We start from the raw sequence: 12,329 nt of genomic DNA on the forward strand, positions 1-12,329 counted from the left end.
AAAAGCTGCCGACAGATTTTGCTCTGCGGCAGCTTTTTTCTAGCCAAACAAGTAATAGCGGGATAAATCCACGCGGTAGTTTTGAATAATCTCATCGACTTCCCGTTTGCCCCGCATCAGGATTTCCAGGCATTGTGCCTTCTTTTCCTCACTCATCCGGTAAATCGGGCCGGATATGGTCAACGAGCCCATCACATGTCCGTCGTAATGGAACAGCGGGCACGCGATCGCCAGAACATCCGGCGTATACTCGCCCGTGCTCATCGCCCATCCGGCTTCGCGAATATGCACAAGCTCCTCGCGCAATTTGTCCGGATCGGCAATCGTATTTTTCGTGTACTGCCGCAAGCCTTGCAAAATGATGTGCTCGATTTTCTCTTGCGGCAAGTAGGCCATGATCGAACGGTACGATGCGCCTACAAACAAAGGGGCACGACTGCCTACCGACACGGAGTATTTCACCACATTGTCCGGCTCCAGCGCATCGAGCGTAAGCGCTTCGTCTTCGTCCAGGCAGGTCAGGAAGATCGACTCGCCCGACTCCTCCATCATCCGCTGCAACACAGGCCGAATCAGTCGTGATACATGGAACGACTCTCTCATTGTCAATCCAAGCTCCCACAGGCGAATGCCCAATGAGTATTTTTTCGTCTTGGGATCTTTCTCCAGAAAGCGATTGGCTTCAAACGTAGACAATACGCGGAATACATTTGCGTGATTCAAACCGACTTCCTTGGCGAGTTCCCTTGCTCCCCATTCCGGTTTCTCCTTCGTGAACAGCTGTAACAATTTGAGTGATTGATCCAACGTTTTTAGCACGACGACTCCCCTTATTCACGATTACTTTTCAAACCCGTTTATTGCTCGTACAAAAAGTCAATGGCTGCCGCCACGTACACCTTCGCGCAGCGGATGACGTCTTCGACCAGCACTTTTTCATTGAAATTGTGGATGCTCGGCAAGTACGCAGGCCCGTATTGCAAGACCGGAATGTCGTACGCGCGGAAATGTCTGGCATCGCTGCTTGCCCACTGCTGAACGCCAAAAGCGTGCTCGCCTGTCACGTACGTGATGTTGTCGACGATCGCCCGGCAGACCGGATCATCCGGCGACGTGTAGTTCGCATGGCTTTGCGTTCCCATCGGCACAATTTCGTAATCAATATCCAGCTCGTCCAACTGGCTGGTGATGTAGCCCATGACTTCTGCTCTCGTCACGCCAAACGGCAGGCGGCAATCCACTTCCACGGTGCAAGTGTCAGGGACCACATTTGCTTTCGTTCCGCCCTCAATCGTACCGATGTTGCAAGAGACGCGCTCCAGCACATCCTGGTACGGTTCCCGCTCGGTGCCGAGCATGTATGCTTTGGATACCTTCACGAGTTCCTTGACTTCATCCGGAATCACGACCGGATAATCCCATACGGTGCGAATCCGCTCGATAGCGCGAATCGCATCCATGATCGCATTTTTGCCGGCGATCGGCCCGAGGCTGCCGTGAGCTGGCTTGCCTTTGACCGTGAGCTGGAACCAGCAGGAACCTTTTTGCCCCAAAGTCGGATTATGCGGCGAGGACGGCTCGGCGATCAGACATCCGTCTCCCTCGACCAGCTTGCGCTCCAAAATCCACGGAACGCCCATCGCTCCGCCTGTTTCCTCGTCCGGCACGATCGCCAGAATCAATTGTCCCGGCAGTTCGACTCCCAAGCGCTGCAAAATCGTCGCGGCAAAAATCAGTCCAGCCAAGCCGCCCTTCATGTCAGAAGCGCCGCGGCCCAAAATCCAGCCGTCTTTTACTTCGCCGCTGAACGGAGCAAATTCCCACTTGGACAAGTCCCCGGCAGGCACGACATCCGTATGGCCGCAATAAATCAACTTTTTGCCCGATTGCAGATTGCCGATCTGGGACACGAGGTTGTACATGTTTGGCCCTGCTTCATGCCAGTCTGTAGCGATGTCAAAACGCTCCAGATATTCCGTAATAAAGCGACTGATCGGCCCGGAATCGCCCGGCGGATTTTCGCTCGGGAACTGGATCAGCTTGCAGCACAGCTCGATCAATTCGTCCTTGTTTTGTTCGACGGCGGCGATGACCTGGTCTTTTAACGCTTTCAGTTGATCGCTCATGACACGCTCACCTTGCCGTCCAGTGTGAGCAGATGCTTCATGGAGCCGTACAGCGATGTCATCCGCGCAAACTCTTCCTCGTCGTAGAACGCGCACTTGCCTGTTCCAAACAGCTTGGCTACCTCGATCACGAAGCGCACGACTTGTTCGACGTGCACGAGATGAGTCGCACCTGTGGCGCAGCCTGCTACTGGCACCTGGGTCGTCAAGGCAATCCCGACAACCGGGCTGTCTGTTACGACACACGGCTGCATGATGCTGTTGATGTGGTGCAAATTGTTGCCGTACGGCGTGATGTCTTGTACCGTAATCGGCAATGTCACTGGCATGTTGCCGGACGTTTGCTTCACCAGTTCAAGCAAATCGTTGCTGATGCGCAAGATGTACCCTTCCTTGACCGTCGGGGTGATCGCATAGCCTGTATGATTGAGAATCATGTTTCCTTTTGTGGTGTCGATGGACAAAATCGCGTCCATCTCGGACGATACTTCATTGGCATTCATGATCTGCATGTCCACCGGAGAGTTCATGAACGGCACGGGATCATGCGGAAGAGTCGGCGCATCCGGGCAAATGTGCGTAGTCAGGAGGATGTCTCCTTCCAACGTGTCGCCGCGCTGCTGCATGTCGGCAAGCTTCGCTGCTGCTGCCATGCACGCCAGAGCGCCGTCGCCATCAGATACGAAGCCGACTTGCTCGGGACGGGCGCCAATCCCGCCCAAACGGCCAATGACGCCAAGTGTCGGCGCCGTTCCGCCGCTGCTTTTTCCGTTCTTTCCTTTTATTAATACTTTGACGAAATCGGTCTTTCCTTTTTGTCCAGTAACGGTAGATACTTCTACATCGCGAAAGCCGCTTTGTTCAAAATATCGTTTCAGGTCATCCCCTGTAACGTAAGCGCTGTCCATAAGATCGTACATTTCGATTACATGCTTGAAAGACATAAAAAAGTCTCCTTTTCCATTATGATAGATTTCCTAAAAGATGACAAGAAACCTTGTGCTGCCCTTCATACAACGTGAGCGCAGGCGCTTCTGTCTTGCAACGGTCGGTCGCATACGGGCACCGCTTGTGGAAATGGCAGCCGGATGGCGGATTCATCGGACTCGGCACATCACCCGTCAGGATGACCCGCTCCTTTTTGATCAGCGGACTTTCCTTCGGCACTGCCGACAGCAGCGCTCGCGTATACGGGTGCTGCGCATTGTGGTAAATCTCCTCGTACGTTCCCATCTCCACGACACGGCCCAAATACATGACGGCAATCCGGTCGCTGATGTAGCGCACGACGTTCAAATCGTGGGAAATGAAAATGTAGGTCAGGTTGAAGCTCGCCTGCAAATCCTTCAGCAAGTTGATCACTTGCGCCTGAATCGACACGTCCAAAGCCGAAACGGACTCGTCGCAAATTACAACTTCCGGATTGAGCGCAAGCGCCCTGGCGATGTTGATTCGCTGCCGCTGTCCGCCGGAAAACTCATGCGGGTAACGGGTGGCGTGATAATCGGAAAGCCCGACGACTTCCAAAAGCTCCTTCACCCTTTTTACCCGCTCCTGGTGAGTTCCGACCTGGTGAATGACCAGCGGCTCCACGATCAGCTGCTCGACTGTTTTGCGCGGATCGAGCGACGCATACGGATTTTGGAAAATCATCTGGATCGATTTGCGCGCCCGCTTCATTTCCTTGTCGGACAGCTTGGCCAAATCCTGGCCCCCCATGATGACGGAGCCTTCCGTCGGACGAATCAGCTGCATGATCAGGCGAGCCAATGTCGACTTGCCGCACCCGGACTCGCCCACGATCCCGAGTGTCTCCCCTCTTTTCACCTCAAAGCTGACGTCATCGACTGCCTTGACGACTTTCGAGGATTTGCCGAACAAAGACTGATCCTTTACGGGAAAATGCTTTTTCAGCTGATTGATTTGGATGATCGACTCACTCATGCCTGGCTTCCCCCTTTCCGTTCAAGACGGTGGTCGCTCGTCTGGAAGTGGCAGGCTACCAGATGGTTGGGAGCCACTTCGACGAGCGGCGGTTTTTCGCTGAAGCACTTGTCTTTGGCATATGGACAGCGGGGAGCGAAGTAGCAGCCCGCAATATCTTCGCGCAGGTCAGGAGGATTGCCCGGGATCGACGGCAGCTTGCCCGTTGTGTCTGATTTGATCTGGGAATCAAGCAATCCCCACGTATAAGGATGAAGCGGCTTTTCGTACAGCTCTTCTACCGTTGCGTATTCCACCGTGTTTCCGGCATACATGACGAGAACTTTTTGACAGCTCTCCCAAACGACACCCAGGTCATGAGTAATCATGATGATCGATGTTTGCAAATCGTCTTGCAGTTTTTTCATCAAGTCCAAAATTTGCGCTTGTACCGTTACGTCCAAAGCAGTTGTCGGCTCGTCCGCAATCAGCAGCTTCGGATTGCAAGCGAGGGCAATCGCGATCATGACGCGTTGGCGCATCCCGCCGGAAAATTCGTGCGGATATTGCTCCAGCCGTTTTTCCGGCTCCGGAATCCCGACCAGCTTCAACATCTCAATCGCCCGCTGGCGAGCCGCTTTTTTGTCCAGCTGCTGGTGCAGGCGGATTACTTCGATAATTTGATTCCCCACGGTAAAAACCGGATTGAGGGAGGTCATCGGGTCTTGAAAAATCATCGAGATTTCGTTTCCCCGAATCTTGCGCATCTGTGCCTGGGAAAGCTTCGTCAAATCTTTTCCTTCAAACAAAATGCTGCCTCGCTCGATTTTTCCAGGGGGAGACGGAATCAGCCCGAGAATGGCGGTGGAGGTCACGCTTTTGCCCGAGCCTGATTCTCCGACAATCCCGATCGTCTCCCCCTGCTTCAGATCAAAGCTCACGCCGTTTACCGCCTTCACGACTCCGGACGAATAAAAATAAACGGCCAAATCTTGCACGCTGAGTAGTACATCTGACTTTGCCAATTCCCCTTCACCCCAATCTATGTCTCACTTTTGTCGCTTACACTTTCATTTTCGGATCGAGTGCATCGCGCAAGCCGTCACCGAACAGGTTGAAGCCGAGTACCGAGAGCAAAATCGCCAGCCCGGAGAACGTTGCCATGTGCGGCGACAAGACGAGGAAGTCTTTTCCGTCCTTCAGGATGCTGCCCCATGAAGCGGTCGGCGGCTGCACGCCCAGACCGAGGAAGCTCAGCGCCGCTTCGGAAATGATCGCTCCGGCTACGTGCATCGTTGCGTAAACAATAATCGGCGCCATACAGTTTGGCAGGATATGGTGAAAAATAATGCGGGAATCGTTGGCCCCAAGCGATCGCGTCACCTCGATATACTCTTCCTCCTTGACCGCCAGCACCTGGCCGCGGACAATTCGGGCGAAGCCGGGAATATTGGCAATCCCGATGGCGAGAATGACGTTGAACAATCCGGCTCCAAGCACGGTCATCAGCGAGATGGACAACAGGATGAACGGGAATGCAAACAATCCGTCCATGAGGCGCATGATGATCGCATCCCATTTGCCTCCGTAGTAGCCTGCCAAAAGACCGAGCAGCGTGCCGATCATGCCGCCGAGTCCGATCGCAAAAATACCGACGATCAAGGAAATGCGCGTGCCGTAGACGATCCGGCTGAACAAATCGCGTCCGTAGTTGTCAGTTCCGAGCAAATGACCGTCGATGCCAGGCTCGGACAGCGAATTGGCCAAGTCCATGTCATTCGGCCCGTGCGTCGCAATCAATGGCGCGAACAGGGCGAAAATGACCATGAGCGCGATGATGACCATGCCGACCATCGCCAGCTTGTTTTTCAAAAGCCGGCTCCATACACTGTTTTCCTTGCTTTTTTTCTTGGGTGCGTTAGGTGCGAGCGTCGCGGGAGCTGGCGATAATGGTTGCGCGTGGTTGCTCATATCGGATCAGCCCTCCCCTTTATTCGTTAGTTTCACGCGCGGATTGACCACGGTGTACAAAATGTCGACGAGCAAATTGATCAACACGAAAATAACGGCGATGAACAGGACGGTTCCTTGCACGACGACAAAGTCCCGATTTTCAATCGCGTCCACCACGAGACGCCCCATCCCCGGCCAGCTGAAGATCGTCTCCGTCAGGACAGCCCCGCCGAGCATGGAGGAAATTTGCATCCCCATGACCGTAAGCAATGGAGTCATCGCATTTTTCAAGGCGTGCTTCCAGACGACGAAAAATTCGCGCAGCCCTTTCGCCCGAGCCGTCTTGATGTAGTCCTGGCGGATTACTTCAAGCATGCTGGAGCGCGTAATCCGGGCAAAAGTAGCCATCGGAATCGTGGACAAGGCGATGCTCGGCAAAATCAGGTGCGTGACTACGCTGCCGAAGCCTTCGGACAACGAGCCCATCCCGGTAGCCGGAAGCCAGCCAAGATGTACGCTGAAGTAAAGAACGAGCATGACCCCGAGCCAAAAGATCGGCATCGATACGCCAACGAGCGAGAGAATCATGACGGTGTAATCCCAGAACGAATACTGTTTGGTTGCAGAAATGATGCCTGCCGGAATCCCGATGAGCAGCGAGAGAGCGAGCGCACAGGCGGACAGCAAAAGCGTGTTCGGGAAGCGCTCCATGATCAAAGACATGACCGGCTGATTGTAGCCGAGCGAGGTTCCCAAATCTCCCTGCAGCAAGCTGCCGAGGAAGTCGACGTATTGGAGGTACAACGGCTGATTCAGCCCGAGTGTTTCCCGCATTTTGGCGATTTCATCAGGGGAAGCTTGCGGCCCAAGCAGCACTGCCGCCGGGTCGCCGGGAATCAACCGCGTGATGATGAAAACGGTCGTGGCAACGACAAACAGCGTAGGGATTAAATCGAATAACCGTTTGAAAATCAGTTTGAGCAAGCCACTCTCCTCCTTCCCACTATTCGTTTAAAGCTTGGCCTGGTAAGAAATGCCCGAAGAGAGGACTTTGTCGCGGCCTCTCTTCGAAGCGTGGAAGCTTTTAGGCGTGTGTATTACTTGTTCAGCCAAACGTTCGTCTCGCTGTTGACCAGGAAGATCGAGCTGTCCGCACGCACTTGGTAATCTTGCACGTATTTCTTCATTCCGGTCGCAACATCGAGCAGGCCCAGTTCGACGTGAACGACGTCATCGTTGATTTGTTTCATCGCCTGGCTGTACAGCTCTTTGCGCTTCGCTTCGTCCGTCGTCTCTGCCGTTGCGCGTTCCAGAAGCTTGTCTACTTCCGGATTGCTGTAGGCGTAGCCGTTGCCGAGCGAACCGATTTGCTTGCTGTGGAACATTTGATAGAGGAAGAAGTCAGGGTCCGGGTACCAGGACCAGCCCATGATGTAGAGCGGAGCTTTTCCTTTGGCTACGATGTCGCTGAACGTTCCCCACTCAACGGTTTTGATCTCTGCGTCGATGTTCAGGTTGTCTTTCAGCTGTTGCGCTGCGATGGTCGCTTGCGGCACGCGGGAAGCGATTACATAAAGCTCGGTTTTGAATCCGTCCGGATAGCCTGCTTCAGCCAGAAGCTGTTTGGCTTTTTGCGGGTCAAAAGCAGGAACGGCTGCTTCGAGAGACGAGTCATAGCCCCACGATGCTTTTGGCAGCGGCAGGAACGATTTTTCCGCTCCGCCCCATTTGAATACCCCTTTGACCAAACCTTCCACGTCTACAGCGAGACGGATTGCTTCACGCACTTTTTTGTCCTTCGTCGGGCCTTCGATCTGGTTCAAACCCATGTACTCAATGGACAGACCTGGCTTCGTTTGCAAGTTCAAGTTTTGATCCTTCTCGATGATCGCACGGTTTTGCCCTTTGACATCGGTCACCATGTCGATGTCGCCGGAGCGCAGGGCGTTGGTCATCATGTTCGCATCGGTGATGAATTTGAACTCTACGCCATCCAGGTGAGGCTTCGGACCCCAGTATTTATCAGAACGCTTCAAATTTACAGAATCGTCTTGGTTGAATTTATCGATCATGAACGGCCCTGTTCCCACGAGGTGAGTGCCGAACTGATCTTTCCAGCCTTCTACCTCTTCGCGCGGAACGATGATGTTGCCGCCGTCTGTCAGCATGGCAAGCAAAGCGGCGTTTGGCGCGTCCAGGTGAATCGCTACTTCGTTTTCGCTGATGACTTCTACTTTTTCCACGCCGCGCAGACGCTTGAGTGCGGATTGCTTCGCAGAACGTTCCAGACTGTACTTCACGTCCTCGGCTGTCATTTTCCGTCCATCCTGGTATTTGCCAGGCTGGAAGTACACATTGTCCTGGAGCTTGAACGTATACACCTTCATGTCATCCGACACTTTCCACTCTGTTGCGAGGCTCGGTTCAATTTTGGACAAGTCATTCGTGTAACGAACGAGCGTGTCGCCAATACTGCGGATGATGTTGGATTCATAAGCACCCGTGTAAGCAATTGGGTCCAGTGTTTTTGCCGTAGAAGACAAGCCGATTTTCAGCACGCCGCCATCTTTTGGCTGGCCAGCTGCCTGCTGCTGGTCGCCGCCCTTTGCATCTTGAGCAGGAGCGCTTCCTTGTCCACCACATGCAGCGAGTGCCAGCATGGATACGACCATGACAGAAGAAAACAACGCTTTGGCTTTCAACATTTTCCTCACTACGATTCCCCCAGACATTTTTATGTGTATCAAATAATGAAACACATGTTCAATATGTGTTACGTTTTGGATTATAGCAAATGCTTTTTTTAGTGTAAATAGTCAAAAAACAAAAAAATTAAGACTTGATTAACCGCTTTTTCTTTCAGTACAATCTCTTCAAGATTTACATTTACTAAAAATCAGGAGTGAGCGACCGATGAGCCAACTCGTGGAAATCAGCCGCAATTTGCTGGCGACTTGTTTAGGCGTAAAGGAAAAGGAAGAATTGGTCATTGTTACCGATGAAGATAAGCGTCCTTTGGCAGAAGCTCTCTATGAAGCTGGAAAGCTGCTCGGTGCGGAAACCGTGCTGTTAGTCATGCAGGAGCGCGAAAAATCCGGCCAGGAGCCGCCGCAGGCGATTGCCAAAGCGATGGAGCAAGCGGACGTAGCCGTGTGCATCACGAAACATTCGCTTACGCACACACAAGCGCGAAAAGTGGCCGCTGCCAACGAAACGCGCGTCGCCACCATGCCGGGTATTACCCGCGACATGTTTACCGCTGGAGCGATTTCTGCCGATTATCAGGAGGTCAAACGGCTGACCGAAGAGGTGACAGACATCCTGACCCGCGGCAAACAAGTACGAATTGAAAAAGCCGGCTACGCGCTGGAATTTTCCATTGAAACACGCAACGGCGTTCCCAGCACTGGCATGTATCTGGAAAAAGGACAATCGGGCAATCTCCCGTCTGGCGAGGCGTACATCGCCCCCATCGAAGGCTCGGCCAACGGACAAATTTTGGTCGACGGCTCCATCGGCGGAATCGGCATGATTGACGAGCCTTTGCTGCTTACGCTCAAGGATGGTCGGCTGATTAGCGCAGAGGGGCCGACGGGTTCGCGACTGCTTGCCACGCTCGGGGATAGCGATGGCCGCATGCTGGCGGAATTTGGGATTGGAACCAATCACAAGGCGAGAATTATCGGGGTTGTGCTGGAAGACGAGAAAGCATTCGGAACGATCCACGTTGCGTTCGGCAGCAACGCGACCTTTGGGGGAACCATCCAGGCTGGTGTGCACATTGATTTAATCGTAAACGAACCGGATGTGTTCATTGATGGGCAGCAAATCCAGGAAAAAGGGCGCTTTCTGTTTGGGGACGAGTAGCTTGAAAAAGAAAAAGCAGAGGCGGATTAAGTCGCCTCTGCTTTTTGCTTTTCGATCCGCATGCGCGGGAAGGGAATTATCTTTCTCTCGTAGGTTTGATGTATTCGTGGGTCGTTGCTTCGAATACATCGTCGGAATAACCAATCGACATTTATACATTCTCTTGCAGGAACTCATCTACTTGAGTGATGAAATCTGCTAAATCACTCGCTCCCTTATCGTATGTAGAATCAGAAAGCAGAACGCAGCTTACATTATATCCATATTTTTCAAGGCTATATTGATAGGCATTTATGGATGGATACACATTTGCGTAATAGGCTTTGAAATCATTGTCCGGCGAATTGTATCTGGCGTTGCTATAATAAATGCTGTTTTGCCATTGTTCTTGCTCGGCGCCAACTCTTTTGCTTATGCTCATGAGAATTACGGTTCCGTTTGTTTGGTTTTTAAATATGTAGTTTTTCTGCCTGCCAAAGATTGACGTTTGCAATTCTTGTTGCTGTGGCCCCAAAATCATATCCGGGGTTGTTAACATGTTTACATCCCCTTGCAATAACTCTTCATAGCCTTCTGGTTTGAACTTTTCATCGATTTTTTTGGTGACATGTACAAACTTATCCCGATCGCTTTCAGACAAATACCCACTTTGCTTGTCTTCGGGCTGAAAAATGACATGATAGGCATATCCGCCGAGCACAAAGACAACGAAATAGCTCACCACCAAAAACATCTGCTTCGCTTTTCTCACCCATATCCCCCTTCTATGTTACGGATAGAAACGATTCAATTATTTTCCAACATCAAAAATATACTATATTTTACATAAATTATAAATTTCAGTGTTTGCGAATTGTTCGTGTCAATGTTTTCTTCGTATACACCCACAAAAAAACGCAGAAGGTCACGCCCCTTCTGCGTCCTGGTATACCGCGGTTGTCGCCGCCCATTTTTCTTTCAGTCGCTCCAGCAGTTCTTGCCCGTCGTTGCCCACCACGTTTTTGCCGTTGAACAGGGCAAACGCTTTTTCCAGGCATTGACCGCAATAGTTGACACAGCGCTCATCGATTACTTGCACGTCGGGAAGCTGCCTGACCTCGTCCCTCACCCATTTCAGACTGCCTTCCAGATTGCACGGACAAAACTTGATTGTTTGCACCAGCGTATCCTCCACTCGAATTTTGGCATGCGATTATACCGGAATTTTACAGTCTATTCAGAATACACAGCAAGAGCATGCGTAAAACCACAAACGCTTTAAAGCAGTAAGGAAAAAACAAAGCCGGGCTGGTTGCCAGAACCTGTACAGCAAAACCTGCACATGATCTGGAACCGCCCGGCCTTTGTTCATTCAGCTTGAATGGGCCGCACACGCCACAGCATTCCGCTTACGTCTGCGGCAGCAAAAATTGTTTCCCGTACTCCCCGTGATCGAGGATCATCGGGTGCTCGATCTGAATCGTCGAATGCTCGATGCCGTACTTTGTTTTCAACAGATGATTGATGCCGAGAATCACGCAATACGGTTGAATATCTTCCCTCACGAACACATGCGCCGTCAGCGAATAGTGCTCCGTCGATACCGCCCACAGATGCAGCTCATGCACATCGTAGACTCCTTCCACGCTGGCGAGGTCTGCCCGGATTTGATCCAGGTCAAACTGCTCCGGCACAGACTCCATCAACACAGCGAGAGATTCGCGGATGATTTTAAAGCCGCCCATAAAAATGATGGCCCCGATCACCATACTGATCAACGGGTCGAACAAGTAGTAGCCTGTGAAGTAAATGAGAATAGCCGAAGCGATTACCCCGACAGAGCTGAGCAAATCGCCGATGAAGTGCCACAGCGCGCTTTTTACGTTCAGATTGTTTTCTTCCTTCGTGCTTCTGGAGAGAACGACGGTCAGGACGATATTCACAATCAGCCCGATCGAGGCGATCGTCAACATCAGTCCCAAGTCGACGTCTTGCGGATGAATCATCCGGTTGATCCCTTCGATCGCAATCCCGATGGCAATGACGGCAAGAGCCAGACCGTTCAGAAACGAGGCAATGATTTCAAAGCGCAGAAAGCCAAACGTATACTTTTTGTTCGGCTTGCGCGTCGCCATGTAAATCGCGGTCATGCTCAGGCCGAGGGCGATCACGTCCGAGATCATATGCGCCGAGTCGGACAGGAGCGCGAGCGAGTTGGACAGCAAGCCGCCCACAATTTCGACAATCGTAAAAAACAAAGTCAAGATCAGTGTAATCCACAGCGTTTTCTTCGACTTTTGCTGTTCCTTCACGTGATCGAGATGATGATAGTCAGCATGATTCATAAGAAGCACCCCCATAATCAATATAGAACAATTACAATATAATAATTAATTTAATTATAGAGTGTTCCAGTGATTTCATCAAATGAACATTTTATGGATCATACTACTGATTTTCATTCCCATCCCGGCCATTCTC

At 51.8% G+C, this 12,329-nt stretch carries 12 protein-coding genes; 1 reads left to right on the forward strand and 11 read right to left on the reverse strand.

Translation table 11 applies throughout. From position 1 onward, the window contains the following. Nucleotides 1-39: 39 nt before the first annotated feature. From M2298_RS11580 to M2298_RS11615, 8 genes are all read right to left on the reverse strand, one after another. Nucleotides 40-819 carry an IclR family transcriptional regulator gene (locus tag M2298_RS11580; protein WP_242774531.1) on the reverse strand — a complete coding sequence of 260 codons (780 nt, stop codon included), beginning with the start codon at nucleotides 817-819 and terminating at the stop codon, nucleotides 40-42. Between the two features lie 38 nt (nucleotides 820-857). After that, on the reverse strand, nucleotides 858-2,126 hold the full coding sequence (locus M2298_RS11585) for a M20 family metallopeptidase (RefSeq protein ID WP_280648545.1): 1,269 nt from the start codon (nucleotides 2,124-2,126) through the stop codon (nucleotides 858-860). Then, nucleotides 2,123-3,070 (reverse strand): DUF1177 domain-containing protein, encoded by a 948-nt coding sequence (locus M2298_RS11590; protein WP_122964599.1) that lies wholly within the window; start codon nucleotides 3,068-3,070, stop codon nucleotides 2,123-2,125. Before M2298_RS11590 ends, M2298_RS11585 begins: the two co-directional genes overlap by 4 nt. A 19-nt stretch (nucleotides 3,071-3,089) precedes the next feature. Beyond that, entirely contained in the window at nucleotides 3,090-4,070 is a 981-nt protein-coding gene (locus M2298_RS11595; protein ID WP_122964598.1) for an ABC transporter ATP-binding protein, read from the reverse strand. Continuing rightward, nucleotides 4,067-5,074 carry an ABC transporter ATP-binding protein gene (locus M2298_RS11600; protein WP_167470306.1) on the reverse strand — a complete coding sequence of 336 codons (1,008 nt, stop codon included), beginning with the start codon at nucleotides 5,072-5,074 and terminating at the stop codon, nucleotides 4,067-4,069. Before M2298_RS11600 ends, M2298_RS11595 begins: the two co-directional genes overlap by 4 nt. A gap of 37 nt (nucleotides 5,075-5,111) precedes the next feature. After that, nucleotides 5,112-6,020, reverse strand: coding sequence for an ABC transporter permease (locus tag M2298_RS11605; protein ID WP_173597533.1), 909 nt, complete (start codon nucleotides 6,018-6,020; stop codon nucleotides 5,112-5,114). 6 nt (nucleotides 6,021-6,026) lie between these two features. Further along, a complete protein-coding gene (locus M2298_RS11610; RefSeq protein WP_122964595.1) occupies nucleotides 6,027-6,986 on the reverse strand; it encodes an ABC transporter permease in 960 nt (319 codons plus the stop codon). Between the two features lie 113 nt (nucleotides 6,987-7,099). Beyond that, nucleotides 7,100-8,716, reverse strand: coding sequence for an ABC transporter substrate-binding protein (locus M2298_RS11615; RefSeq protein WP_173597532.1), 1,617 nt, complete (start codon nucleotides 8,714-8,716; stop codon nucleotides 7,100-7,102). Nucleotides 8,717-8,915: 199 nt separating this feature from the next. Between M2298_RS11615 and M2298_RS11620 the strand changes: the two genes are divergently transcribed. Beyond that, nucleotides 8,916-9,869 (forward strand): aminopeptidase, encoded by a 954-nt coding sequence (locus M2298_RS11620; RefSeq protein WP_217022261.1) that lies wholly within the window; start codon nucleotides 8,916-8,918, stop codon nucleotides 9,867-9,869. 151 nt (nucleotides 9,870-10,020) lie between these two features. Here M2298_RS11620 and M2298_RS11625 read toward each other — a convergent pair whose 3' ends face one another. The 3 genes from M2298_RS11625 to M2298_RS11635 form a co-directional block, all read right to left on the reverse strand. After that, nucleotides 10,021-10,620, reverse strand: a complete 600-nt coding sequence (locus tag M2298_RS11625; protein ID WP_122964592.1) for a hypothetical protein — start codon at nucleotides 10,618-10,620, stop codon at nucleotides 10,021-10,023. A gap of 153 nt (nucleotides 10,621-10,773) precedes the next feature. Next, a complete protein-coding gene (locus M2298_RS11630) occupies nucleotides 10,774-11,028 on the reverse strand; it encodes a DUF1450 domain-containing protein (RefSeq protein ID WP_242774519.1) in 255 nt (84 codons plus the stop codon). 229 nt (nucleotides 11,029-11,257) lie between these two features. Continuing rightward, a complete protein-coding gene (locus tag M2298_RS11635) occupies nucleotides 11,258-12,193 on the reverse strand; it encodes a cation diffusion facilitator family transporter (protein ID WP_122964591.1) in 936 nt (311 codons plus the stop codon). Between the last annotated feature and the right edge of the window lie 136 nt (nucleotides 12,194-12,329).

The organism is Brevibacillus sp. 1238, assembly GCF_029892995.1.
Taxonomy (GTDB): domain Bacteria; phylum Bacillota; class Bacilli; order Brevibacillales; family Brevibacillaceae; genus Brevibacillus; species Brevibacillus parabrevis.

Excerpts from the sequence above, each read along its gene's own strand:
- M2298_RS11595 (WP_122964598.1), bottom strand. The coding sequence starts at position 4,070 with ATGAGTGAGTCGATCATCCAAATCAATCAGCTGAAAAAGCATTTTCCC.
- M2298_RS11590 (WP_122964599.1), bottom strand. The coding sequence starts at position 3,070 with ATGTCTTTCAAGCATGTAATCGAAATGTACGATCTTATGGACAGCGCT.
- M2298_RS11635 (WP_122964591.1), bottom strand. The coding sequence starts at position 12,193 with ATGAATCATGCTGACTATCATCATCTCGATCACGTGAAGGAACAGCAA.
- M2298_RS11605 (WP_173597533.1), bottom strand. The coding sequence starts at position 6,020 with ATGAGCAACCACGCGCAACCATTATCGCCAGCTCCCGCGACGCTCGCA.
- M2298_RS11620 (WP_217022261.1), top strand. The coding sequence starts at position 8,916 with ATGAGCCAACTCGTGGAAATCAGCCGCAATTTGCTGGCGACTTGTTTA.
- M2298_RS11585 (WP_280648545.1), bottom strand. The coding sequence starts at position 2,126 with ATGAGCGATCAACTGAAAGCGTTAAAAGACCAGGTCATCGCCGCCGTC.